General features: G+C 60.0%; 27 protein-coding genes and 2 pseudogenes. 19 read left to right on the forward strand and 10 right to left on the reverse strand.

Annotation, left to right across the window (positions count from 1 at the left end; translation table 11 throughout):
• Both DCG74_RS00005 and DCG74_RS00010 read right to left on the reverse strand, forming a co-directional pair.
• Nucleotides 1–377 (reverse strand): annotated as a pseudogene (locus DCG74_RS00005) (transposase); the annotation flags it as partial.
• A gap of 630 nt (nt 378–1,007) precedes the next feature.
• Nucleotides 1,008–1,844 carry a terminase gpA endonuclease subunit gene (locus DCG74_RS00010; RefSeq protein WP_172788210.1) on the reverse strand — a complete coding sequence of 279 codons (837 nt, stop codon included), beginning with the start codon at nt 1,842–1,844 and terminating at the stop codon, nt 1,008–1,010.
• 816 nt (nt 1,845–2,660) lie between these two features.
• On the opposite strand from DCG74_RS00010, the gene DCG74_RS00015 reads away from it, so the two are divergent.
• The 5 genes from DCG74_RS00015 to DCG74_RS00035 all read left to right on the forward strand — a co-directional run bounded on the left by DCG74_RS00015 (nt 2,661) and on the right by DCG74_RS00035 (nt 5,767).
• Nucleotides 2,661–2,903 (forward strand): hypothetical protein, encoded by a 243-nt coding sequence (locus tag DCG74_RS00015; RefSeq protein ID WP_172788209.1) that lies wholly within the window; start codon nt 2,661–2,663, stop codon nt 2,901–2,903.
• Nucleotides 2,904–3,524: 621 nt separating this feature from the next.
• Nucleotides 3,525–3,950, forward strand: a complete 426-nt coding sequence (locus DCG74_RS00020) for a hypothetical protein (RefSeq protein ID WP_172788208.1) — start codon at nt 3,525–3,527, stop codon at nt 3,948–3,950.
• On the forward strand, nt 3,947–4,372 hold the full coding sequence (locus DCG74_RS00025; RefSeq protein ID WP_172788207.1) for a hypothetical protein: 426 nt from the start codon (nt 3,947–3,949) through the stop codon (nt 4,370–4,372). Before DCG74_RS00020 ends, DCG74_RS00025 begins: the two co-directional genes overlap by 4 nt.
• A 1,090-nt stretch (nt 4,373–5,462) precedes the next feature.
• Nucleotides 5,463–5,585, forward strand: a complete 123-nt coding sequence (locus tag DCG74_RS00030; protein WP_257187536.1) for a hypothetical protein — start codon at nt 5,463–5,465, stop codon at nt 5,583–5,585.
• The gene (locus DCG74_RS00035) at nt 5,585–5,767 is read left to right on the forward strand and encodes a hypothetical protein (RefSeq protein WP_172788206.1); all 183 of its coding nucleotides are present in this window, start codon (nt 5,585–5,587) and stop codon (nt 5,765–5,767) included. Before DCG74_RS00030 ends, DCG74_RS00035 begins: the two co-directional genes overlap by 1 nt.
• A gap of 544 nt (nt 5,768–6,311) precedes the next feature.
• On the opposite strand, the gene DCG74_RS00040 is transcribed toward DCG74_RS00035, so the two are convergent.
• The 6 genes and pseudogenes from DCG74_RS00040 to DCG74_RS00070 form a co-directional block, all read right to left on the reverse strand.
• Nucleotides 6,312–6,596 carry a DUF3892 domain-containing protein gene (locus tag DCG74_RS00040; protein ID WP_172788205.1) on the reverse strand — a complete coding sequence of 95 codons (285 nt, stop codon included), beginning with the start codon at nt 6,594–6,596 and terminating at the stop codon, nt 6,312–6,314.
• 573 nt (nt 6,597–7,169) lie between these two features.
• Entirely contained in the window at nt 7,170–7,454 is a 285-nt protein-coding gene (locus DCG74_RS00045) for a DUF3892 domain-containing protein (RefSeq protein ID WP_172788204.1), read from the reverse strand.
• A 383-nt stretch (nt 7,455–7,837) separates the two neighbouring features.
• Nucleotides 7,838–9,061, reverse strand: coding sequence for a class I SAM-dependent DNA methyltransferase (locus tag DCG74_RS00050; RefSeq protein WP_257187537.1), 1,224 nt, complete (start codon nt 9,059–9,061; stop codon nt 7,838–7,840).
• A 15-nt stretch (nt 9,062–9,076) separates the two neighbouring features.
• Nucleotides 9,077–9,394 carry a hypothetical protein gene (locus tag DCG74_RS00055; RefSeq protein ID WP_172788203.1) on the reverse strand — a complete coding sequence of 106 codons (318 nt, stop codon included), beginning with the start codon at nt 9,392–9,394 and terminating at the stop codon, nt 9,077–9,079.
• 339 nt (nt 9,395–9,733) lie between these two features.
• On the reverse strand, nt 9,734–10,273 hold the full coding sequence (locus DCG74_RS00060) for a hypothetical protein (protein ID WP_172788202.1): 540 nt from the start codon (nt 10,271–10,273) through the stop codon (nt 9,734–9,736).
• A 406-nt stretch (nt 10,274–10,679) separates the two neighbouring features.
• Nucleotides 10,680–10,799: pseudogene (locus DCG74_RS00070) on the reverse strand (IS1595 family transposase); the annotation flags it as partial.
• Between the two features lie 523 nt (nt 10,800–11,322).
• Between DCG74_RS00070 and DCG74_RS00075 the strand changes: the two are divergent.
• From DCG74_RS00075 to DCG74_RS00120, 10 genes are all read left to right on the forward strand, one after another.
• Nucleotides 11,323–11,598 (forward strand): hypothetical protein, encoded by a 276-nt coding sequence (locus DCG74_RS00075; RefSeq protein WP_172788201.1) that lies wholly within the window; start codon nt 11,323–11,325, stop codon nt 11,596–11,598.
• Nucleotides 11,595–12,671 (forward strand): hypothetical protein, encoded by a 1,077-nt coding sequence (locus DCG74_RS00080; protein ID WP_172788200.1) that lies wholly within the window; start codon nt 11,595–11,597, stop codon nt 12,669–12,671. Before DCG74_RS00075 ends, DCG74_RS00080 begins: the two co-directional genes overlap by 4 nt.
• A gap of 482 nt (nt 12,672–13,153) precedes the next feature.
• Nucleotides 13,154–13,462, forward strand: a complete 309-nt coding sequence (locus tag DCG74_RS00085; protein WP_172788199.1) for a hypothetical protein — start codon at nt 13,154–13,156, stop codon at nt 13,460–13,462.
• Nucleotides 13,463–13,470: 8 nt separating this feature from the next.
• Nucleotides 13,471–14,079 (forward strand): hypothetical protein, encoded by a 609-nt coding sequence (locus tag DCG74_RS00090; protein ID WP_172788198.1) that lies wholly within the window; start codon nt 13,471–13,473, stop codon nt 14,077–14,079.
• A gap of 2 nt (nt 14,080–14,081) precedes the next feature.
• Nucleotides 14,082–14,534: a hypothetical protein gene (locus tag DCG74_RS00095; protein WP_172788197.1), complete on the forward strand. Its 453-nt coding sequence runs from the start codon at nt 14,082–14,084 to the stop codon at nt 14,532–14,534.
• Between the two features lie 67 nt (nt 14,535–14,601).
• A complete protein-coding gene (locus DCG74_RS00100; protein WP_172788196.1) occupies nt 14,602–14,955 on the forward strand; it encodes a hypothetical protein in 354 nt (117 codons plus the stop codon).
• Between the two features lie 58 nt (nt 14,956–15,013).
• Nucleotides 15,014–15,379 carry a hypothetical protein gene (locus tag DCG74_RS00105; protein WP_172788195.1) on the forward strand — a complete coding sequence of 122 codons (366 nt, stop codon included), beginning with the start codon at nt 15,014–15,016 and terminating at the stop codon, nt 15,377–15,379.
• Nucleotides 15,379–16,131 carry a hypothetical protein gene (locus tag DCG74_RS00110; protein WP_172788194.1) on the forward strand — a complete coding sequence of 251 codons (753 nt, stop codon included), beginning with the start codon at nt 15,379–15,381 and terminating at the stop codon, nt 16,129–16,131. Before DCG74_RS00105 ends, DCG74_RS00110 begins: the two co-directional genes overlap by 1 nt.
• 2 nt (nt 16,132–16,133) lie before the next feature.
• A complete protein-coding gene (locus DCG74_RS00115) occupies nt 16,134–16,409 on the forward strand; it encodes a hypothetical protein (RefSeq protein WP_172788193.1) in 276 nt (91 codons plus the stop codon).
• A gap of 703 nt (nt 16,410–17,112) precedes the next feature.
• Nucleotides 17,113–17,490: a hypothetical protein gene (locus DCG74_RS00120; protein ID WP_172788192.1), complete on the forward strand. Its 378-nt coding sequence runs from the start codon at nt 17,113–17,115 to the stop codon at nt 17,488–17,490.
• On the opposite strand, the gene DCG74_RS00125 is transcribed toward DCG74_RS00120, so the two are convergent.
• Together DCG74_RS00125 and DCG74_RS00130 are read right to left on the reverse strand one after the other, a co-directional pair.
• The gene (locus DCG74_RS00125; RefSeq protein ID WP_172788191.1) at nt 17,479–17,745 is read right to left on the reverse strand and encodes a hypothetical protein; all 267 of its coding nucleotides are present in this window, start codon (nt 17,743–17,745) and stop codon (nt 17,479–17,481) included. The two genes, DCG74_RS00120 and DCG74_RS00125, sit on opposite strands and share 12 nt — an antisense overlap.
• Nucleotides 17,746–17,756: 11 nt before the next feature.
• On the reverse strand, nt 17,757–18,035 hold the full coding sequence (locus tag DCG74_RS00130) for a TIR domain-containing protein (protein ID WP_246708954.1): 279 nt from the start codon (nt 18,033–18,035) through the stop codon (nt 17,757–17,759).
• 582 nt (nt 18,036–18,617) lie between these two features.
• On the opposite strand from DCG74_RS00130, the gene DCG74_RS00135 reads away from it, so the two are divergent.
• The 4 genes from DCG74_RS00135 (at nt 18,618) to DCG74_RS00150 (ending at nt 22,315) form a co-directional block, all read left to right on the forward strand.
• Entirely contained in the window at nt 18,618–18,773 is a 156-nt protein-coding gene (locus DCG74_RS00135; protein WP_172788190.1) for an Arc family DNA-binding protein, read from the forward strand.
• A complete protein-coding gene (locus tag DCG74_RS00140) occupies nt 18,770–18,946 on the forward strand; it encodes a hypothetical protein (protein WP_172788189.1) in 177 nt (58 codons plus the stop codon). The genes DCG74_RS00135 and DCG74_RS00140 overlap by 4 nt, the downstream gene beginning before the upstream one ends.
• Before the next feature lie 244 nt (nt 18,947–19,190).
• A complete protein-coding gene (locus DCG74_RS00145) occupies nt 19,191–20,330 on the forward strand; it encodes a tyrosine-type recombinase/integrase (RefSeq protein ID WP_172788188.1) in 1,140 nt (379 codons plus the stop codon).
• A 680-nt stretch (nt 20,331–21,010) separates the two neighbouring features.
• On the forward strand, nt 21,011–22,315 hold the full coding sequence (locus DCG74_RS00150; RefSeq protein WP_246708953.1) for a hypothetical protein: 1,305 nt from the start codon (nt 21,011–21,013) through the stop codon (nt 22,313–22,315).
• Nucleotides 22,316–22,456: the final 141 nt, after the last annotated feature.

The raw sequence follows: 22,456 nt of genomic DNA on the forward strand, positions 1-22,456 counted from the left end.
GGCGTGCGACGCCGCATGAGGCCTTGCCCTGTTTCAAAAAGCCGGTCTCATCGATGACCAGAACCGCGTCCTCATCGCCGAGCGTTTCCAGCGCGTATTCACGCACAATATCGCGCAGCGCGTCGGCATCCCACTGCCCCCGACCCAGGATCGCCTGCTGGCGCCACGGGCTGGATCGCCGGCCGCTTCCGCCCGCATCCAACCCGTCTTGCGCGGCTCGTTGCCCAACAGTCCGTCGAGAAACTGTCCCGCCGCGGCCGCGACCCGCTCCTGCGTAAACAGCGGACGGATGCGTTGCTTGGCATCGCGCAACGACGAAGCCCACGGCGTAGCGTATCTTCAACCGACGCGCCACCAATCATCAGATCCCGAATCATGGTCGCCCATGGATTCAGAACCTTCAAGACAATGCAACTGTAATGCTAGCAGCATGGGTGCAGGCGGCTTTTGCCGCGAACGCGCCAGCGACCGCTTCGAGCGTGTTGCAGCTCGCAGCTACGGGCTTCGCGGTAATGGCTAATGCTCAAGCTGCGCGCGTGCGCAGTGAGATGGAGCTGGACCGCATCGCCCCGACTAGGGCGCAGGCGAAGTAACAACAGAGGGACAACACATGTCGGTGCTCAAAGTTGATCTGGACGGAAGTAAGCTAGAACAATGGGCGACTGTGTTGTCCACGCGCGGACTTCGGAACTCCATAAGACGCGCGATTGATAGGTCAGCAACGGCCGCAAGGAAGGCTGCGCTAAAGATCATCGCGCAAGACGCGGGTGTCCCCGTCGCTAGGATCAGGCCGGGCGTTACTAAGTTGCGGCGGACGACGCAAACGGACCTGAGCGCGAGCTTCACGGCTACGAAGCTTCGCATCGGCATCCTGAACACTTCTGGTGCGAAGGTGGGCGCTGCCGGCCTGGCTGCTTCTACGCATCGCCTGACGGGCGGCGGCTCGTCTTCGCTGAAGATCAAGAGCGCGTTCCTCGTGCATGCCAATGGTGGCACGTTTGTCGCCTTTAGGAAACCAAGCAGTCGAGAGGCTCATTGCGTTTGACTGTGCGGTGATAGGCGTAACGCCGTGCGCCCTTAATGACTTTGACCCGCAGCTCTTCGGATGCAAGGCCTTCGAAGTAGTCCGCGTCAACGTGACCAGGCAGCCTGATGTAGCCTGGTCCGATCTCTTGCAGCGCCAGCGCTTTTTGCACCGCGAGCTTGCCTGCGTCAGACCCCACGATGAGCAAGCGCATTTGGCCCTTGAGTCGCCCACCTTGGGCGAGCGGCAGCCGGTCGAAACCTTCCTTGCCCTTCACGGCGTAAGCGGAACGCGCCTTTTTGCGTTGTGCCAGCACGAATTTGATGACTTGATCGGCATTGAAGCCGGAGTCGATGGCCTGTATCTGAACGGGCAACGTGCGCCCGTCTGTCGTTTTGAACGTAGACCCCATCGCTTCGTCAAGGTGACGCCAGACTGCATCGCGGCTTGTATCGCCCATCAACTTGAGAACGCTGAACGTCTGATCGCTGTGCACTCCGAGAAAGGTGACCTCAAGCCGGTCAGCCTGAACGTCGACACCCGCAGAGATGAAGAGCAGGTTCGCCGCATAGGGCGGCCCGATCTTCTCGGCGCGCTGTTGCAGTTCGGAAGATGACAGCTCGACTTCGGTGCCCGCGTCGTACACTTGCGCGAGCGTCGTGTTGTAGAAGGCCTGCTTCTGCTCTGGCGTCGCGGCGGCCTCGTACTGGTGGGCGACCGAGGCCATGGTGCTGAAAAGCGAGGTCAGGTCGGTGAGGTGATAGGAGCGAATCCCCTTCTCGCCTACCGCCGTAGCTTGCCACGTGCCGCCTTCGATCATTGATCGGCGAGCACGTTCACCGTGAACAACGCCGCAAGAGCCGCGAGCGGCTGCCGATCAAGGCGTTTACGCAGAGCACCCAGGCACAGCCGTGGGTCAAGAGGGCGCAGCGGCTCGCACAGCGTGGGAAAAGGAAGCCAACAAGCAAATCGCTGAGCGCCTGCCGCAGGAAATCCAAAAGCAACTACTGGTCGAAGGCCTGCCGTACACGCCGCCAGACAACGATTGAGACGGGACACAATGACCGACCACACATGGGGCAACATCCAAGCGGTCGCGGCCTGGCACGACGAGCGTGCCTCGTCAGCCTATCGTAAGCGGGCCTTTTCGGTATCGCGTAGACACGCATATATCGCGGCCAAGCTCCGACGAACCCACAAAATGCCAAGCGAGTTCTGACTAGAACAGCCCGCACTAGGACGGCCGCACACGCCTTCGCGGTCGGACATGCCGCTTGATGGGCCGTGCGCCACCCGGAGTGCGGGCGCAGCGCGCGGCGCCTTGGTGCGTCTTGGCAGGCTCCGCAAGGGCGCCGCGCGCATCTATCCCACGCGGCAGGCCGAGCAGCTTAGCTCTCGCGACTGCGCGCGTCAGCATCGCCCGTGCGGCACAAGGAGCGCGCGTGGACTACGTCACCGACGCAGCCGGGCGCACACAACCGCACGGGCGATCACAAGCAGTACCCACGCGGAAGCCCGTGAGGCCGTGGCAAGCGCCCGCGCTTGGGTCCTATCCCGGCCCTCGGAAGGGCCGAGCGGTCCGCTGCCGCAGTTTTTCGATTGAAGCGAGCCTACTTTTTGATAGCAGAGAACCATCATGGGCAGGCCGAGAGGCACAATCCGCAAAATCGCCGACGAAACGGGCCTTGATCAATCGACCGTACGCCGCGCGCTCGCGGCTTCCAACTTAACCGAACGCGACTGCGAGGCCGATTTCTCAAAAGCCATCGAGAACGTCGCTGCAATTGCAGACACCGACCGCATAATCGGCCACGCGGCCAACGGCAGAGGCGAAGGTGGGGGTAACAGCTCGGATTACGCAGCGGCTCGCGGAGTCTGAGAGGCACCGCGCTGAGTAGCTTCGCCTTCAGAACGAAAAGCTCGCCGGAAGTCTGATCGACCGACAGGCGGTCACCGATACGGGCATTCGCATCTTAGCCGAAGCGCGCACCGCATTGCTATCGCTCGGACTCAGAGTGGCAGATCGCCTCGTGGGTAAGACAGACGTGCGCGAGATCGCACGGCTGACGCCGCTCGCCGATGCCGGTGCAAAGCTGGCAGGGTTTGCCGCTGGTCTGTCGGACGCTCAGAAACAGGCGCTCAGCGTCTCAGCGGGGCTCGCCTCGCTGTCCGGCTTAGCGGCTGCCGGTGCCACCATCGCCTCTGTCATATCGAGCTTCACGGGCCTAGCGGCGAGCGCCAATGTGGCGTCTGCGGCCTTGACCCGGATGGCAGGCGGCAGCGCGCTCGGAACGGCCACCAGCGCAGCGGGAGGCATGGCTGCGGGCGCGGCAGGCTCGCGAGCGGCATCTATCCTGGGTGGCGCTTCCAAGGGCCTCGGATGGCTGTCCCTCGGTGCGTTGTTCGGCCCTACGCTTTGGGATGAGATCGGCAAAGAGGCGGCGGGAACTGACGACGCAAAAGGCGGGGGGCTGCAAACTATCGGCGAAACCTGGCACGATTGCGGGCGACGCGTGGCAGCGAGTACGAGGATTTGGTTGGTGATGAATCCAGCCCGTTTGATCGCTATCAGCCCGCCAACCCCTGGAAGCGTCGGCGCGGTGCGACTAGCGAATACCTTCGCCAGCTTGGCGCGTCGGAGGATATGGATGGCAGCCGGTTCGGTTGGCAGGACTCAATTCGCGCAGTCGCTCAGTCGTCGGGCTTCAAGGACGTTGCCGTCACTGGCACCGTGACCGGCGAAGCCGAGCTGCACAACAATATTCAAATCGAGGTCAAGCCGTCCACCTACTTCGAGTCGCTGGTCACGCGGATGGAGGCGGTAGCCAACATGCATTTGAACGGTCAGCTCGGGGCCGGTCTTCAAGGGCCGGGTGACAATTCGGTCAAGCCGATGCAAGGCCCGCCGACAGGAGCGCAGGAATGACGTGGTTATTTCCAGAGGCAAACGATTGGCGAGCGGGCATGCAGGAAGTATCTGCCGCAATCGACGACACGATGGGCGAAACCGTGGTTGTAACTCCGGTGCGGTCGGGCGGTGTGAACTTCCCCACCATCCCCGAGCCCGAGCGGTCAATCAGCACAACGGCGGTTTTCATGGCGAAGCCAGAAACGGTGGTGATGGAGGACAACATAGTACATGCGCGCGGCCATGCATTGAGCCCGCTCATCTCGACAAGCGTTCCCGTGTTTAGCTTCGATCACAAGTCGCTGCCGTGGCCGCTCAAGCAGGGTTACCGGATCAAGCTTTGTCGCACCGGCGCAGTCTATGAGGTAACAGACCCCAAGTACGACAGCGTCGCGCGAATCGAAGCTAAGGTCGTGCAACTCGGCAGGGACGCAACATAATGGGAGTAGTCAAACTTCAGTTCGCGCCGCGCACTGCGGCCGTCGAGACTGATACGCCAGATGTCCTGGCCCATGCGCTCGCGAAGCTCAGACAGTGCGGGGGCGATGCAATCAACGTTCTGCGCTTGACGGATGAGCTGCCTGAAGTCGTGTTGCCGTTCCTTGCGTGGGCGGCTTCACGTCGGCAGGACATTCCGGCTCGCGCCATTCGAGTCGTGATGAAATGCTGCGGCGAGCCGATGCTTGAGAGAGCGCTTGGCCTTCAGAGGTTGCGGTAACTGAAGCAGAGATATGGGGAGATCAGCCTGCCGTTCGCGGCGCGAGCGACTTAACGCCACTCAGCCTATCAGACTGTAGAACGATCAGAGCGGTCTCCACGCGAGTTTCATGACCACCAATCCTGGTAGGTCACTTTGGATAGCTTTCCCGCTAGTATGATTGCATCCCGTGGCAACGGGCCTAACGGGAAAGCCGGACGGTTTAGCCTTTTGATACCCAGGCTGGCCACCGAAGTTATCAGCACGCGATAGTGACCGTGCTTTCCTTTGCTCTCCAGAGGGAGGCTCACGTCGCTTCTGACTTCCCGGGAAGTGCGGATGCGGCAGGGACAGCGCCTTTATCTAAGGCCCCCCGGTCGATAAGGACGCCGAGTCGCATCCACGCTGCTTTCCCAACGCCATCAATTTATCAACGGGCGCAGTCCCCTCACCCCGACAGGCGGAGGGTCAAAACGTTGTTAGTTCGTAAGGAATGTCACCTTACAGAAATCCGGCAAAATCAGTGCCTTAGAGCGGTTTTGGCGTTGACAGAAACGGCGGTTGTGCATTGTATGCTTGCGCAATCGATAGTTTGCGTGGGGCCTGATAACCCCGGTAGAGGCGCCCAAAAGCGCCGAACTTCGAACGGCGCTTTTTTTGTGTCCCAATTTCCGTTCGACGTTCCGCTATGGCGGGAGGGCCCCGAAATAAGGCTGGAAACAGCACGAATAAGCGCGCCTGTCCTCTACAGGTTATCAGCCTCCCGCCGCCAGTGGAGAGGCTTCCATCAGTCTCTCTGTGGCGTTCACTGATAAGCCTGTAGGGGAACTAAAATGGAAGTCATCCGCAACGTCTCGAACTCGAAGACCCTCGACACCGAAGTCGATACAGCCATCGTCACACGCATCAGCCTTGAGCGCGACTCAGATGGCGCTTGGCGTGAGACTCCCGCCTGATGCACAAACCGAACGGCAAGCTCTATCTGATCGAAGAGACGCGGGAGCCGGGAGGTCGTGAAGTCGTAACGCCTATCAGCCGTAAGCGTGCAATAGATTGGCTGAGCGCCAATCAGGCCCGTCGTCGTGGTGCGGCTGCCGCTGATCGTAAGTGGGCCGAACACATTTTGTCTGCGGCCTGAACGCCTTTATCGTCTCGACGGCAAGCGGCCCCGTGGGCCGCTTTTCGTTTTGTGAGTGAGCACGCAGCCTCGTCAGCTTTCGGTAAGCTAGCCCCAATAATTGGTTGTTGGGTTTAGCGGGGGTGGCGCGGACATTGCTGTGGTTTCCAGAGCAGTGGGGTGGAGTGTCACCTTCCGCTAAACTCACCAGCAGTGCGGATGCGGCAGGGGCCGCCTTCAACTCACCCCCCCTGGTCGGTCGGCACCGTGTCGCGCCCATTGCCTCTAAATCACGGGCCATTCCCGGCTCTGTAAGTTACGCTCGTTCTGCGAGCGATGACCTCCCGGTCAGCTTCTTCCGCTGCTTTGAGGCTGGCCGTGTGGGGTTAGCGGCGCGTGGCAGGGACAGCGCTTCCTCTGTGTATGCGTGGGGGACAAGCGCCGAGTCAGGTGGCCGCTAGCTTCAAAGGGTAGTGCGGGCGGGGTAGGGACAGCGTCTGATCGAACGCAACCGAACAGCGCCGAGCCTCGCCCGCACTGCCTGCGATCTGGCACTCATAATTCCTCACGGACACTCAGGGAGGGAGAGGAGGTTGTTCGGCTGAATTCCGTCCACTGTTGTCTTGATGTACTTGTGTAGGCCGTCAGTGGCGACGATGACTTCGACAGTGACGCCTGATTCTTCGACGTAGTACTCCCACTCGCGGCTTTCGAGGTCTCGGATAGTTTTCTTAACGGATAGCCTCCATCGCGTTCCGTCTAAATTTACCCCGCCGACATATTTGATCCTCTCATGTGCGTTTCGCCTGTCAGTCTTGTTTATGCAACAAATGCGCACGCGTTTGGGCATCCTGGGTGTCTCCCGTTTCGGCAAGCTGCCGGATCAGATTAGAGAGTGCCTGACGACGTGGGGCCGACCGATTCTGGTAGTTGTGCCGCGCGACTGTTTCCGGTGGATGATCCCACCGTCAGCTTCTGTCGCTTGAGGCTGGCCATGTTGAAGTTGGCGGGGCGTGGTAGGGACAGCGCTCTAACTCCAGCTAGGGCGCCGAGTCACGTTGCCGCTAACTTCACCATAGGTCCAAATGGACGGGGATCATCAGCGTGACAAACCTTCGCCCGCAGAGCTGAGACGTTCGGAGCGGATATCACGCGCCGATCAGATCGCGCCCCGGGGCCTCACAAAGGCCAACGCAGCCGCCTACTGCGGCTGCTCCGAGGACGCGTTCGACACATGGGTCAAGAAGGGCTTGGTGCCGGGGGCCATCCCCGGCACTCAACGTTGGGATCGCAAAGCGATTGACTGGTATCTCGACCGGGCGTCTGGTCTACCTACCGGGGAGGCCGCATCGAGCGATCCCCTGGCAGAGTGGCGGACTTCTAGACGTGCAGGCCGGTGAGCGCGATCTGGGGTCGATAACCATCACGGACACTCAGGGAGCGAGAGGAGATTGTTCGGCTGAATTCCGTCCGCTGTTGTCTTGATGTACTTGTGCCCTTCGTGTTTGGCCACGATCAAACTAGCCGTGAGCCCGTCTTCCTGGATATAGAATTCCCACGCGCCGCTTTCGATGTCTCTGATCGTCTGAACGACAGATTGCTTCCACTGACTTCCGTTCGAATATACCCCGCCGATGCTGCTGATTCTCTCGTGTGGAGTCGTCCTGTCGGTCTTACTGATGCAACGAACGCGTGCGAGTCTGGCCACGGGTCCTCTTCTTCCTCAGGCAAAAAGAGCAACCAGCTTAGCGTTCAGTGGCGGACCATGCTGCCGACCAATTCAGGTAGTTGTGCCAGGGCTTTTGCTGATGGAATTATCCTACCGTCAGCTTCTTCCGTCGTCGAGGCTGGCCTGTTGAAGTTAGCGGGCGTGGTAGCGACAGCGCCCTTATTCGGATCGGGTGCCGAGCCAGGTGGCCGCTAACTTCGATTGTGGATTATCCAAACAGCGTGAATCACCGCACGCGCTGCCACTCGCTAATGTTCTCCGGTATGCCCAGGTTTGAGGGGTCTCCGTTCGAAGGCCAAGAGCATGTACCGTTCGCCAAGTCTTCGGCGGCTGAGGATGGCGAAGCATAATGCCCCAATGCCTCACCACCAAACGTGACCGCAAAACCCTTCCCAGACGATCCAGACGCAGGTGGAGATGCCGGTGTTGTAGAACATATCAGTCGGCAGGCCGATAATGGCCTCGACAAGGTCGTTCTCTAGCAGGTAGCGGCGAATTTCACTGGCACCTGACCCGGCTCCGCCCGTGAACAATGGCGAGCCGTTGAGAACGATACCGAACCGGCTGCCGCCATCTGACGCTGGTCGCATCTTCGACAATAGATGCAAAAGAAAAAGCAGGGAGCCATCGGAAACACTCGGCAACCCGGGACCGAACCGGCCATTGAATCCTTGGCTCTCGTGTTCCTTGCGGACCTCGTTCTCGACCTTCTTCCACTCCACGCCGAACGGAGGATTGGACAGCATGTAGTCGAATTTCGCGTGAGCGTGTCCGTCTTCCGACAGCGTATTGCCCGCAACGATGTTGGCCACGTCCTGGCCCTTGATCAGCATGTCCGCCTTGCAGATCGCATAGCTCTCGTCGTTCAGCTCCTGGCCGAACATGGTCAGCCGAGCCTGCGGGTTCAGCGCGGTCAGGTGTTCGCCCGCCACCGACAGCATTCCGCCCGTGCCAGCCGTGGGGTCATAGATGGTGCGGACCACGCCGGGTTTGGTCAGGACATCGTCATCCTCGACAAACAACAGGTTGACCATCAGGCGAATGACTTCACGCGGCGTGAAGTGTTCACCGGCCGTTTCGTTCGACAGTTCGGCGAACTTGCGGATCAGCTCCTCGAAGGCCAGGCCCATCTCGTGGTTGTCGACAGCCTCGGGATGCAGGTCGATCCCTGCGAACTTCTCGGTGACGAGGTAGAGCAGGCCGCTCTTCGCCAGCTTGTCGATTTGGGTGGAGAAGCTGAACCGCTCGAAGATGTCGCGCACCGCGGGCGAGAACGCCTGAACGTAGGCGTAGAGGTTCTGGCTGATATGGTCCTGATCACCCATCAGCTTGCGCAGATCGAGGTCGGACGTGTTGTAGAAGCTCTGGCCCGATGCTCGGAGCAGAAAGGGGTCGGGGTTCAAGCCCGCCTTCTTCTTCGCCGCGAACTCGGCGAGAACCTTGGCTTTGGTGGGCTCAAGCACACAATCCAACCGCCGCAGAACTGTGAAGGGCAGGATCACCTTGCCGTAATCAGACTGCTTGTAGTCGCCCCGCAGCAGATCGGCCACGGACCAGATGAAGGAGGACAGATTTTGATGGTTCACTGTCGAGAGTCCCGTTCAGTCATGCAGACGGGGCAATTCCATAATGTTGAAGAACCACAAATTCTCGTTGGGCAGTTGCTGCAGATCGCGCACATAGAGCTGCGCTATCTCCTCGAGCCGCGCCCCGGTGTACATCGAGATCAGCGGAAACCAGAAAGCCGCTTCACCTCTACCCCCCTTGGGTCGTTTCGCGCCTGCATACACCCGCGACGTGAAGATCGTCTTGAGGTCTGCGACAGTAAGGGGAAGCCTGTCATCTTCGCCCTCCTCGACTGCGATTGCGATCTTGTGAAATGGATTGCGCCAGCCGCCGGGGGCGTTCGGCGAAGTCATTCTCGTTCGCCACAGCGTTGGTAATTGCAGATAGCAGTCGCAACGACTTATTGATCGTTCTCGCTGATCGCTTCTCCATTCCTTCCGGGATTTGCTCAAGCAGACGCGGCAGGGGCAGCTTTTGCAGATTGTGCGGCAGGTGTTTTGGAAGCTTGGCCATCGCATCACGAAATGATCTGACCTGTGCTCGCTTGATTGAGGATACTCGGAGATTGCCAAGCAGTTCTGTAAACCGCCTCACAGCAACCTCCGCCTCGTCAGCGGTGTTTACGCTCGGACGCTTAACTCATCGCCGGGCTCAGGCCCGCGCCACTGACATCTCTGGAAACAGCGCGCTGACTAGGCCGCTTCTAGTTCCTTTTCATAGTTGCGTAAGCTGCCCTGCAAAGCCTCTTCGAGCTTCTGTTCGTGGGCTTGTATTGCCGCATTGGCAATTCTAACGGCCTCAGCTTCAAGTGCATCTTCTCTCGACAGTTTTTCATGTCTGAAGAGCCATTTGGCAACAGTTGCCCAGTCCCAAAGCGGGCTATCCGAGGTCACGCGCGCAACCGGCGCAGGAAAATCCTTGCTGCGCTGGCCTTTAGAGTATTGGGTCATTGCCGCGCGAGTCATCCCGGTTCGCGCGGCAATATCGGCCAAGCTGACAAGCGGATCGGGCTCGACTCGATCGACCGTCGCGCCAGCTGCCTCAACATTCGTCACCGCTGAGGCAATAGCCTGACTGATGGACTTCGCCTCTCGGGCAAAATCCACGATGATGTGGCCCTTTTGAAATGAAATAGTCGCATCATCGCAGCCAGCCTTGAAAAACCGGTCAGCGAAATCCTCCGCCTCAGGGTTGAGGCCAGAAGCAATAATGCTGAACTCAAACGTTTTCATCGTTCTTCTCCTCTTCCTTGTGGGGGCAGCGATCTACTTTGCGCCGCAGTTGCTTTGCATGGTTTTGAGGGTTTCTGGGCGTAGACCAGACAAAGATCATGCAGCCTTCTCTGTCGTGGTGGGCGCACAAGAGCTTTCCCCAAGCGTGGCCATTGACCTTGATCCACGACCACCCTTGCTCTTCAGCATAGGCAACCGCAGCCTCGATCTCCTTGTTTGGGTGGGCCGACCGTCTAGCCATCCTTGCACCGAAGAATTAGTGCGGCGTTAACAGATGTCAACACTTTTCGTTCCCTTTGGTCGTTACAAGTCCTTTATGGTTCATTGTGTGGTAAATAAACCAGAAGTTGCTGCTTCTTCCCGAGTTATCAACTTTTTAGCGGGTTCCGCGTCGCCAATAGCCCTTTCACTGCCGAGAAATTGGATGCTGCAAGGCAGCGTCGGTGGCCGTGAGATACTGTTCGCCGTTGCTGATACGGCGATTGTTTCCCGCCAAAGCCATTTCGCTGGCATAGGCCGCCAGATAAGGGCAATCGAGATCCAGGCTGCACGCAACTCGGTGATAAGTCATTGATTTTTAACAACTATTACGAAGACGTCATTTGGGAAAAACGGAGGTTCGCGGTACGTTCTAGCCTATGTCGAACGTCATGCCGAACACCCCAACCGATCATCCGACGAAACCCGCGCCTCTCCGCGGGCTGGTCCCGCTGGAAGGAATTGCAGGCCATGCGCGCTGCTCAGCGCGAGCAGATCGCTGCCGGTCTCCTGGCCGGTCTCGGCCGAGAGCCTTGTCGAAGCCGACAGGATTGCGGCGAAAACCATTGCGGCGATGCAGGTGGAGGCGGAGCGGCTCGAGACCCTCGGCAAGTCCGCCCTTGAGCAAGCGTCGCATCGTTGCGCAGTTGTTGAGGCAGTCCGGGTTCAAGCCCAGCGCCACCGTCACCGGCGAAGCAGAACAACGACATCCGGACCCTGCTCTCGCTGAGCACGGCCTCAAGCCGTCGGTGTTACCGTGAGTGCGACCGCCTCCGCCCGGCTTGAGGATCTTGCTGATCGACTCGGCATTGCGAACCTGGCAGGCGGAACGGCGTGATGGCCGGGTCTTCTCCATCACCGGAGAGCGGGGGCAGATCAAGCCGTATATGGGCGAATTGCTCGTCGTCCTCCGCCAGCAGACGAGCGCAAGTGTCGTCCGGCAGCTCCTCCGCGCCGGCGTGCTTGCCCCGTCGTGCGGCGGCGATCTCAAGGTTGTGAGGACGCCAAACTCGATCGAGTCGGTGAAACTGCGCGATCTGATAGGCGCGCATCGGGTGCGAACATGAACCCGCTGCTCACCATGCGCGAAGCACTGACTAACCCGAAGATCATGGGCAACGCCTTTGCCGGCCCGACATGGCTGGCATGGCGGTCGCTGCTCATCGCGAGCCGCGGTGAGGAATTGAACGATGAGGAGCGCCAGGTCTTTACCGAGCTTACACAGCGCCACCATGAGCCCTTGGAGCGGGTTGACGAGGTCTGCGTGCTCAAGGGCCGGCGCGGCGGCTTCACCACCATGGCGGGCGCCTCGCTGGTCTTCGCGGCTTGCCTGATCGATTACAGCGATGTGCTTGGTCCGGGCGAGCGCGGCCTCGCGCTCTGCATCGCGCCGAATGCCCGCCAGGCACAGATCGCTTTTCAGCGCGCAGAAGGTCTGATCGATGCCTCGGAGATGCTACGCAAGATGGTCATCGGCCGGACGGCGGAAAGCCTGACGCTCTCCAACAACATTGATCTGGAGGTTCGGCCGCCAGCTTTAGACACCTGCGCGGCGTCACTGCCGTCCATATCGTCGCCGACGAGTCGGCACTATTTCCAGGTCGAGGGCAGTAACACAGATGCCGAGATCCTCAACTCAGTGCGCCCGAGCCTGATCACGACCGGTGGGCAATTGCTGATCGGTTCGACGCCCTACGCGGAGGAGGGTGAGCTGTATCGCCTGTACCGGAACCACTTCGGACCGAACGGCGACCCAAAACTCCTTGTCGCCAAGGGCACATCCAGGCAGACAAATCCGACCCTGCCGGAACTGGTCATCACCCGCGCTCTCGAGCGTGACCCTCTCGCAGCCCGCTCGGAGTTCCTTTGTGAGTTTCGCGCCGACATCTCGACCTTCATCGAACGCGTCATCATCGAGCGCTGCATCGATCGCGGCGTCACGTCACGGCCCTATGACGAGCGCTTCCAGTACATCTGCTTCGCCGATGTTGCGAGCGGTATCGCCAGCGGCGGCGACGGCGATCGGTACGCCTGGTCAATTGGTCATCGTGAAAACGATCAGATCGTGCTCGACTTCGCCACCGAGCGGAAGCCGCCTTTCGATGCCGGCGCAATCACCGCGGAGTTGGCCTCCATCTAGATCTACAAGGTCCGGGACGTCACGGCCAATCGTTTCAGCCATGGTTTCGTCGCCTCAGAGTTGACGAAGCACGGTCTAATCTACAGGCCGTCCGACCGTGACAAGTCGAGACTGTACCTCGACTCCCTGCCGCAGATCGCATTGCCCGGCCGCGTCCGCCTTCTCGATCTGCCGGCTATGCCAGAACAGTACGCTTTGCTCGAGCGCAAGGCCGGCTCGAACGGACGCGATCGCGTCGACGCGACGCGGTAATCGGCACGAGGATCTGGTCAACACAGTAAGCGCCGTCATCGCGCTGCTGGCGACGCCGCTGTCCGGCGCCGAAGGCTGGCTCGAGTTTTATCGCCGCCTCGCCGAGGAGCCGAACCGCCTCAACACCGATTATGACGACATCCAGGCCCCCAACTATGGGTGGAGTTTCGACCAGGAGATCAGATGATGGAAACTATCGAACAGATCGATGCCGCGTTGATGCGTTGCCGGTGTCGCCAACCAGCGACTTGGATGTCGCCGAGCGCGCGCGGCTCACATGGCGACGGAGTGAGCTCGAAAGCGAAGCACGCGCGGCAGCGGCGCAACCGAAAGAATTGACAGGAAATCTCTTGGTCGTCGTGCCTGACGACAACACGTCGCGGATCCAGACCATCCTAGGCCGACTCATCAACGTCGAGGTCGTCGACGGCAAGCGTGTTGCTCGCCTATTTCCGGCGGAGTTTAGAGATCTGATCATGGGCGGCCGCAACAGTCTCGACTGGCAGAAGGCTAACGAGCCCCTGCTGGGTCAGATCTAGGCGCTGCAATGGACATCACCAAACAGTTCGGTCCTGGAGTCTATGCCATGACGTGGCGTACGGAGTATGAGCGTGAGACCGACGTCGCCGTCGAACTGTCCAGGAAACTTTGCGACCTGGAAAAGCAGCGTCAAGTAACGATCGAGCGATTGCAGGAGCAGCTGCAGCGGCGTCAGCGACAGGTTCAAAAACTCTCGAGCAGTTTCGACGGGCTCTGCAAAAGCGCATCCTCGAGCAGCTTCGACGGTCTCACCCGCGATCTGAACAAATCGCTAACGGATTTCTCTGAGCTCTCGGAGCTCTCGACGACGATTTCAAAGTACATCAGCTCGATCAGTTCAATCCAGGAAGAGATGATTGCCACGCAGGCCGGACTTAAGAAAGCCCTAGGCCGCAGAGACGCGGCCTTTCCTGAATTTCGGATGAGGTGGATGGCCCAGCATTGCGGACCGGCGCCGGCCCCGCATTCATTTGGCGTCGCGGAAAAGTCCACCGACGCCAGCAAAGGCAATCGCGGACTGGCACCATTGTCGAAACACACAACCGCGGTCGACCCGTCATCCGCGGTGGGTGACGCAGTGTTGCGGCATCGCTCCGATTTGGGAAAGAGATTCTGATAATGACGAAGATGAACAAATTGGTTGAACCTGGTGCGCTGAAGAAGAGCGCAATGCTTACCGAGACCGAATTGCGCCGCGCCGCACTGGCGAAGGTGGCCGATCAAGGTCGGCCGGGGTCTGGCAGTTTCGCAGTAGATCGGCATTACGCCGATGCGCAGCTGGTCGAGTTCACGGTCCCGATCGGCGGCGCGCCGGTAAAGGTCAAGCGCGGCGAGAATGCGATCGTCATCGCCGGCGTTGAAATCCGCTTAGGACAGCTGGCTCCCGAAGTTCGGCGTCAATTCGAGCTCGCAACATCTCGGCTCGACGGCGCCGCACTCGCCGCCGAGTCCGATCTCCTGGCCGTCCGCGCGGCTCGCGAACAGATCATCGCAGCTGTAACAGCGGTCATGTCCAGCCGTGCCTTCCTGGACAGGGTCGTTGTCGCGGGCACTCGCTGCGTTAGGAGCTGAGAACGCGCGGCGACGCTGGGCTCGCGCTGAGGATGCAACTTTTTAAGAGAGGATCAGGCCCATGACCATGAGACTGCTCAACATCAACAACAATGCGGTCACCACCTTTGCCGGGCCGACAGACATCGGCACCGCGCAATCGCGCCGCTTCTACTCCTGCGCCGCCGGTGCGTTTGTCGACGTCCCTGGTTTTGCTACCGGCGATGCCGCAGCGATGGCGTCAAGCGCAACTAGAACCAGCGGCGACAATCCTGGCTCTTTGTCGGTGACCGGACTCTTCATGCTCGGCTCTAGCGGCCCGACCTCCTCGAGACCGGGGAATCCGAACCTACGCGACCTGCACATCGACACCACGCTGAGCGCGGTGGTCGTGTTCGACGGTGCGAATTGGCGCAATCCATTGACGGGAGCGGTGGCGTGAACTTCGGATCGCGACCGCACGACGCTGCTCTCCATGGGCGGCTGGTCGCAGCCGGGCCATGGGCGGTCACCGTGCCGGTACGGCGTATCTATCGCTCTGGCAACAGCTCGCCGGCGGCACCATGATGAAGCGCACGGCCGAAGGCTTGCAAGAGATGGGCCTCCTCAAGCCCGGTGAGTGGTCAACAGTAGGCGGTCACGTATCTATCGGGAAGGACGCATCGAAGCGACTAACCAGCCTGATCGGTCACGATCCACTGGATTTCGCTGCCAACATCCAAAAGCAGCTCGCCGACCGTGGCGTCACGGATCCACTCGAGCAGATGAACGCGATAATGCGGCTCACCGGCCGGCAAACCACTCAGCGTTTCACCGCGGAAGAGGTCGCAAACTTTCAGCAAATGATGGCCAACGCGGTCGTCTGATGCAGGGCCTCGGTGCCGACAGCGCCTTCAACTTGCTCCAAGATAAGAGCGTCAGCGGCAATCTGACAGCGTTGAGCAATGCCTGGTCGAACCTGTTGACGGCGGTCGCTGGGCCGCAAAGCGAGAAGGTCGCCACCGTCTTGCAGGAGATCACCTCCGTCATCAACTCCATGCGGGGAATGGTGACGAGTGAGACGGCCAAGGCCATTGGCGGCATCGTCGGTCAGCTCGGATCGGTCATTGTCGAGATCGACAAGTTCGCCGTGAACGCCCTTGGCAAGATCACCGGCGTCAACTCGTTATTCTCCACGCTGGGCGCAGTTCCTTGGGAGCAAATTCGCACCGGGCTCGCGAGCTTCTCCGCCGGAGTGACCGGCTTGGCGGGCATCGCATGGGAAAAAATGTCCGCGATGTTCGATGGCATCAAGAACGCGATCTCCTCCTTCATCGATGCCCTCGACAACATCCTAGGCAAGATCGGTTGGATGTTCGGCTTCGGCAACAACAAGGTGCCGGGCATCGAGGATCATTCGCCGCACCGCGATCCGATGAAACATCCGATGATGTTCATGCCGGGTAGCGGCCAGTCAAAGGCGCGTCCGCTTTCGATCGCGCTGAATATCGACGGGCGGACGTTGGCGCAGGCAGTCTCGGACCAGCTAGAATCGCTGTACGGCTTCCCGACCGGGGCTCCATCGCCGGATGGCTCCGGCCGCTATTTCGCCGGCGACCATAATTTCTCGGACACCTGAGGATGCTGAGCTTTAAGCGACGCGCGCGCGAGCGCCGGGCCGTGATCGAGGTCGTCGACGCAATGATCGCCGCGACGTGGAACGACAACAGCACGGCTGATGGCGCGGAGTTCATGCAGAAGTATCTTGGTACGCTTGCCGTTGCGCTGGGATCAGCCTGCGAGAGGCATGGCCTCGACGAAGCTGGCGCGCAGCGTGTTTACGATGCGATCGGCCCGGAGGTGGCGTGCCGCGAGCGCGCCGCCGCCGAACTGGCGGACAGTCTACAGCGATGTTGATGCCCTTGCGAGTTGGCCGTCGCGGACGCATATCTAGCGCACCGACCGACTACTGTGGTGCCTGATAGATCCGGTAAGCCACGTACCAGAGAGAACCAATTGTATTGAGCGTGACTCCTTCAGGTCGGTAGACCGAGTCACGGACGGGCACCTCGGCAACGAGGAGCGCCATATGAACGATCTGGCCAGCTGGCTGCACATCGCAGCCGCTTTGCTGACGATCGTGGCAGTGCTGATTCAAATGCACTGACATCTAAAAAATGCGAATGGGCGTAAAGCGCCCATTCGCTGGTGTCCCGCCAGATCGGGAAGCAGACTCACAACAAAGTGACGGCTACAAGCGCAGTGGTGCATGGTAGCGCCTTGCTCATTGATCCGCTTGGCTCTTCCTGCGCCCGCCGTGTAGCTCTGCTATGCACTGAATGTGTGCAATTCGCGAGAGCTGAACAGGCGCGAATCGGTGCTCACGTGAGCAAACCGGATGTCATTCCTTCAATCGAGCCGAAACGCCGTTGTCGCAAGGCAATTTCAGCAAAGAGCATATGCACTGATTTGGTGAATAGCGTGCAGTGGTCGCTGTTTGACTCATTCCAGCGAGAGGACAAATGATCACGGGTCGCTCGATCCCGAGCGGCAGCCCCAGCCTGCTACGGACATCGACTGGAGCCTAGCCACCACAGCATTAATCAGGTGAGGTGCTGAGATGACCGAGCAGAAGACTACCACAAACCAAGTTCGTTCCCCTGACGAAGGGCTATTCGAAATTATCAGGCGCCACGATCATGCGTGGAAGCGTATGGATGATCTAGTTGCCATTGGCGGCGACGATGCCACGGACACGCCGGAGTACCAGGCCGCCAGCTGGGAGACGGTCGACCTCGAGTACAGAGTTACTGCGTACCCCGTGCAGACGGAGGACGGGAACGCCGCCAAGCTTGCGTTTATGCGGAAGTACGATCTGGTCGGCTCGCTCGATGCAGAGACCTTGATCGAGGTGATCTTGGAACTGGACGCCGAGCGCGTCGCGGCTCGGCGCGACAAGACCGGGGAGCCGGCCGAGCACATCGCCTCAGCGCGCTGATTGCACTCTGGGCCGATAATAGGTTTTCCCAAGCGTCACGTGCATCAAATTGCTGCGCTTCTTCTTCGCCCGTCTGGGCTTCTTCTTCGCCGGTCCTGGATCGGTTGGCTCAAACTTGCCGGCATTCATCCAGTCGTTACCGATCCGGTTGACCTGGCACTTCTTAGCCAAACGGCTCGCAAAGCTGTTGCGGCTCTGTGTGCTGTCATTCAGGCGCACCATGTGCCGGCCGCCGATGTCGGAGAAATCCTTCACCTTACCCACGCTCACATTACGGTCTTGTCAGGATAGGCTCCGAGCGCCAGGCCGGCCTCGAACAACACGTTGGGGCGAGCTTGGCCCTGCTGCTTGCCCTCTGTGGAACGCTCACCCGACTTAACGAAGTGCGGTTTGAGCTCGACAAGGTCATCCGGCGAGAAGAGCACGACAATCGCCTCAGCCTTCTCCATCACGACGTCAAGCACCCTGCCGACATACGGATTGCCTTCGTTTGCCTCATCAATCGCGTGGTCCCATTCGAGCGGGTGAAGCCCCAGTGCCCGCAAGAACTCGAACGTTGAGCGGCGGAGGGCATCGTCGCGTCCATGAACGACGACGGTGTTCCCCTTGGTGCGCTTTGCCGGCTTCTTGGATCGTGCTTGAGCCCGGCGTGGCGTGGGCCGCTCGACGGTCTCCGCTGGCGCCTCAGCGGCCGATGACCGGCAGCCAGATCGCGTAATCGGGGGTATCCTCAGCCATGCTTTTACCTGCGGTTGCGAATCGCAGGGTGCATGCTGCCGTTCACGGTTCCCGCAAACAAGCTAGTGCAGTAGTCATCCGGGCACTTATCCATCAAAAAAGATCGGGAAGTAGAGCGCCCCTCGGCAATGGTCCGAGGTCAACCTCGTCGCCCGAGCACTGATCACACACCGGCCGACAACATCAAGCCCACGATCAGCCCGGCGGGCTTTTGCTTTTATCTCAAACGTGTGATGCTGAAAAACGGAAGAAAATCTGATGGAGGGAATTTCTGTATTTCGTTACCGGTTTTCGTGCTGCCTATCGGCGCTGTGCCTTTAGTTCGCCATAGGTGCGAAATCCTTATTTAAGAGTGATTTTTCAAGGTTTTACACAGTGGAGATCCTGGCGTGAACAAGGCGCAGAACATAATGGTGATGACCGTCAAGACGCCGCGCGATGTGCGCGAGGCGCTTGAGAACCGGGCGACTGACAACGTCAGTTCTATGAACGCAGAGTTCGTGCGTAGCGTCCGCGAGCGCGCCGAGAAGGCGGTAGCACGATGACCGACCCCGACATCAAGGCGATGGCCCATAGCTTGAACGATATGGCCTCCTCGCTCACGTTGGCATGGAGCACCGCCACCGAGCTAGGTGAGGAGCACGTGAAGATCTCGACTCACCACGCCTTGGAAATGATCACACGCCTGAACCAGATCGCACATGCGCTGAGGGCCTGACCATGCCGAAGCAGGCTGCCCTTCCGCCAACCTTGCCGCCGCGCCTGATCGGGCGCGACGCGGCGGCGGCTTATGTGTGTGTCTGTCCGAATACCTTCGACCGTCTAGTGGAAGCAGGTCGCATGCCGCGGGCCAGGATTCTGGGCGATAGGCGCAAGGCATGGGACATGAGGGAACTTGACATCGCCATAGACCAGTTGCCTCATGAGGGAGAGGAACTTGCCGCCTCTGACGAGGGCTGGACATGACGAGGAAGCGCCGCTGGCTGCCGCCGCACGTTGAGGCCAACACCGTCAAGGGCCACACCTACCTCTCATTCAGAGTGCGTAGTCAGAACGGGCCGCGCATTCGGCTTCCCGATGATCCGACATCGGAAGAATTTCGCGTCGCTTACGCCATGGCGATGGGCGGGACACAGAAGACCGCCACGAAGAAAGTCTCGACCGACATCATCAGCGCAAAGATCGATGCCTACCTGAAGAGCGCGGCATACACCGGACTCAGCGACTCTTCGCAGGAAGGATACAGTTCTAGGCTCGAGCAGATCAGGACCGATCACGGTCACCGTGCGTTCTCCGGTCTCACCAAGGAACGCATTGAAACCTTCATTCTGGCACCGCTCGCCAACAAGCCGGGGGCTGCGCTCGATACGCTGAAGAAACTTCGCATCCTCATCAACCATTTCAAGCTGACGCCAGACCCGACCGCCGGAATCAAGCGACCGAAGGGAGGCGAGATCAGGGCCTGGACCGATCGTGAGCTTGCCGCCTATGAACGGCGCTGGCCGCTCGGTACCAAGCAACGCACAGCTTATGCTCTGATGCTCAACATGGGTACCGCCGGCGTCGACACGCATCTGTTGACGTGGCATCAGGTCGACGATGGCGCCTGCTACCGCCGGCATAAGACCGGCGTACAGGTCGACATGGACGTGAGTGAGGATCTGGAAAAGACGCTGGCGGCGATGCCGCGCAAGCATGTCGTGGTCATCACCACGGCCTATGGCAAGCCGTTCACGGTCGACGGGTTCAGCCGATTCATGCGCGATGCCATCACCGCCGCCGGCTTACCTCTCTCCTGCCAACCGCATGGCCTGCGCAAGACTCTAGGCCGAATGCTCGCCGACGCCGGCTGCACGGCGCATGACATCATGGCCGCGCTCGGGCACACGACGCTTGCAGAGGCCGAGAGATACACCCGCGAGGCCGATCGGAAGCGCGGCGGCAAGCGCGCGGTGACGCAGCTCAACGAACACCGGAAGAACAAAACCTTCCCAAACCACACCGAACAGTTTGGGAAAACCGGCAAAAAGCGACGGGAAAACAACGCCGTGATTACCTGGCTGGCGCTCCCTAGGGGAATCGAACCCCTGTTTCAGCCTTGAGAGGGTAAAGTCGATCCCCTCGATGATCATCGTTGAGAGTCCTGCGATGGAGACCTTCCGGATGTCACGCCCGGCTCGCATAAGCAGGCGTTACCGCACCAGTTTCGCACCAGAAACGACCCAACCGAAGCGTAACGAACGCGATCAAATTCAAACAAAAAGTCAGCAAAATCAACGAAGCCAATCGCTATCCCGCCGCTCATAACGGTCTGGTTGCAGGTTCGAGTCCTGCCGGGCCCACCAATAAATCGATCACTTTGCCGGGCCGCGGCAAGCACTCCACTTCCGCTGAAGCGGGCGACACGAGCTTTGGCCGCGACCCAGGTCGCAATACGGTTCAAATCCGGCAATGCGCCGGATTCATTTTGGCCGCAGGCGAGATGAGTGCGGGGACCGGGGGAATTGATGCAAGGCTGTAACCGCACCCGAACGGATGTAGCCGATGTTGCGGCTGCCAGACGAGCGCTATATCCGAACTGACGGCTGGGCATTCGACCTTGCCGGGACGACATTCTCTCCGGAGTGCAGAACCCGTCCGATCGCGCGGAGCGATCGCGATGAGGGAGGCTACGATGGATTTTACGCGGATGTCGGATGCAATCCGGCTGCATCACGCCTCTCATCACCACGATGGGTACGATGGCGCGGGCGAATTGGGCCCTGCACCCAGAGCTCCGTTCATGGCTGACGCGGTCGGCGGTGGCGCCCTGGTCCATCGTCCCGGCCCGTTTGCCGGTCCTGGAGCATACGTCGCGAGCGCGCATACCCAGCATAAAGACTCCGACCCGGTTCAATCCAAACATCCCCAATCGGGGGGCGAGATGGGCGGCCACGCCGGCAACCACGCCGCAGAAGGCCTGGATGTTTCGTCCACGAAGCCTGCTGCCGGCGCATCCTTTGCCGAGAAGGACATTGCTTCGGTCGAGAGTGGGGCGAACACGGCAGGAAACGGCGGGGATGGCCATTTTTACGGAGGTATCATTCACGCGTCCCTGTTGATCTACGAACCGATCAACATTTCGATCAGCGTGGGATACGGCTCGGTCGCCCTGGCCAACCAGTCCAACGATTTGCATGTCGATCAATCCGCTTTTCAAATGGCCGGCGTCGGCGGCCATGGCGGCAATGACAACATTGCAGCGGGTGGGAGCATCGGTACGTTTTCAGGCTCCGGCGTGATTGCGAGTGGCGACAACAGCGCCGGAAACGGCGGCAGCGGCCATTTCTCGGGTGCGATCGTGGACGCTCCCGTGGTGATCTATCATCCGATCAATATCGCGTTGGCGAGCTCGGGCGGCACTGCACATGCAAGTCAGTCGAACACGGTCGACATCGACCAATCGGCCACGCAGATCGCGGGCGTCGGCGGAAGTGGCGGACATGGCAATGTGGCCGCCGGCGGCAGCGTCATCACGCTCGACCCCAGTTGGGGATCGAGCGTCTTTGACGTTCAAACGGGCGGAAACCAGACCGGCAATGGCGGTGACGGCATGTTCTACGGGGAACTCGTCCATACCTCGTTTGTCGTGTACAACCCGATCAACATCGCAATCGCGGGCTATGGCTCCAGTGCTTACGCGGTCCAGATAAACGATGTCTCCGTGGATCAATCCGCGGTTCAGATCGCCGGCATTGGCGGGCACGGCGGCAACGACAACGCCGCAGCGGGCGGCCATGCAAGCCTTCTCTCCCATCATCTGTGGGGCGGGTCCGATACGATCGCGACCGGTTCGAACAGCGCAGGCAATGGCGGCAACGGTTATTTTGCGGGCAGTCTGATCGACGTCAGTGTCGCGATCTATGCACCCATCAACATAGCAATCGCAGGTCCACATTCGACGGCCGTGGCCGATCAGGTCAACAACGTGCACATCGATCAGAGTGCGACCCAGATCGCCGGCGTTGGCGGGGACGGCGGCTACGGCAACCTCGCGCCAGGTGCCGATGCCGCGCATCTCCTGTCGGATCTTCACCTGGTGGCGTAGCGAAACGTCGCATCGCTCACATGGCCGATCGCATCGCGGCACGCGGCCTCGCCACTCGCCGCATGCAAATCCCGCGCAGAGGCGCCCTCCCCTGACGAAATGTCGTACTTTCGTAGGTAGGCCCACCAAACCGGATGATGT

This window comes from Bradyrhizobium sp. WBAH42 (assembly GCF_024585265.1).
GTDB lineage: Bacteria > Pseudomonadota > Alphaproteobacteria > Rhizobiales > Xanthobacteraceae > Bradyrhizobium.

Excerpts from the sequence above, each read along its gene's own strand:
- DCG74_RS00145 (WP_172788188.1), top strand. The coding sequence starts at position 19,191 with ATGACGAGGAAGCGCCGCTGGCTGCCGCCGCACGTTGAGGCCAACACC.
- DCG74_RS00105 (WP_172788195.1), top strand. The coding sequence starts at position 15,014 with ATGGGCGGTCACCGTGCCGGTACGGCGTATCTATCGCTCTGGCAACAG.
- DCG74_RS00015 (WP_172788209.1), top strand. The coding sequence starts at position 2,661 with ATGGGCAGGCCGAGAGGCACAATCCGCAAAATCGCCGACGAAACGGGC.
- DCG74_RS00040 (WP_172788205.1), bottom strand. The coding sequence starts at position 6,596 with ATGCCCAAACGCGTGCGCATTTGTTGCATAAACAAGACTGACAGGCGA.
- DCG74_RS00025 (WP_172788207.1), top strand. The coding sequence starts at position 3,947 with ATGACGTGGTTATTTCCAGAGGCAAACGATTGGCGAGCGGGCATGCAG.
- DCG74_RS00030 (WP_257187536.1), top strand. The coding sequence starts at position 5,463 with ATGGAAGTCATCCGCAACGTCTCGAACTCGAAGACCCTCGACACCGAA.
- DCG74_RS00120 (WP_172788192.1), top strand. The coding sequence starts at position 17,113 with ATGACCGAGCAGAAGACTACCACAAACCAAGTTCGTTCCCCTGACGAA.
- DCG74_RS00110 (WP_172788194.1), top strand. The coding sequence starts at position 15,379 with ATGCAGGGCCTCGGTGCCGACAGCGCCTTCAACTTGCTCCAAGATAAG.
- DCG74_RS00150 (WP_246708953.1), top strand. The coding sequence starts at position 21,011 with ATGGCTGACGCGGTCGGCGGTGGCGCCCTGGTCCATCGTCCCGGCCCG.
- DCG74_RS00010 (WP_172788210.1), bottom strand. The coding sequence starts at position 1,844 with ATGATCGAAGGCGGCACGTGGCAAGCTACGGCGGTAGGCGAGAAGGGG.
- DCG74_RS00140 (WP_172788189.1), top strand. The coding sequence starts at position 18,770 with ATGACCGACCCCGACATCAAGGCGATGGCCCATAGCTTGAACGATATG.
- DCG74_RS00100 (WP_172788196.1), top strand. The coding sequence starts at position 14,602 with ATGAGACTGCTCAACATCAACAACAATGCGGTCACCACCTTTGCCGGG.
- DCG74_RS00035 (WP_172788206.1), top strand. The coding sequence starts at position 5,585 with ATGCACAAACCGAACGGCAAGCTCTATCTGATCGAAGAGACGCGGGAG.
- DCG74_RS00080 (WP_172788200.1), top strand. The coding sequence starts at position 11,595 with ATGAACCCGCTGCTCACCATGCGCGAAGCACTGACTAACCCGAAGATC.
- DCG74_RS00095 (WP_172788197.1), top strand. The coding sequence starts at position 14,082 with ATGACGAAGATGAACAAATTGGTTGAACCTGGTGCGCTGAAGAAGAGC.
- DCG74_RS00115 (WP_172788193.1), top strand. The coding sequence starts at position 16,134 with ATGCTGAGCTTTAAGCGACGCGCGCGCGAGCGCCGGGCCGTGATCGAG.
- DCG74_RS00055 (WP_172788203.1), bottom strand. The coding sequence starts at position 9,394 with ATGACTTCGCCGAACGCCCCCGGCGGCTGGCGCAATCCATTTCACAAG.
- DCG74_RS00060 (WP_172788202.1), bottom strand. The coding sequence starts at position 10,273 with ATGAAAACGTTTGAGTTCAGCATTATTGCTTCTGGCCTCAACCCTGAG.
- DCG74_RS00090 (WP_172788198.1), top strand. The coding sequence starts at position 13,471 with ATGGACATCACCAAACAGTTCGGTCCTGGAGTCTATGCCATGACGTGG.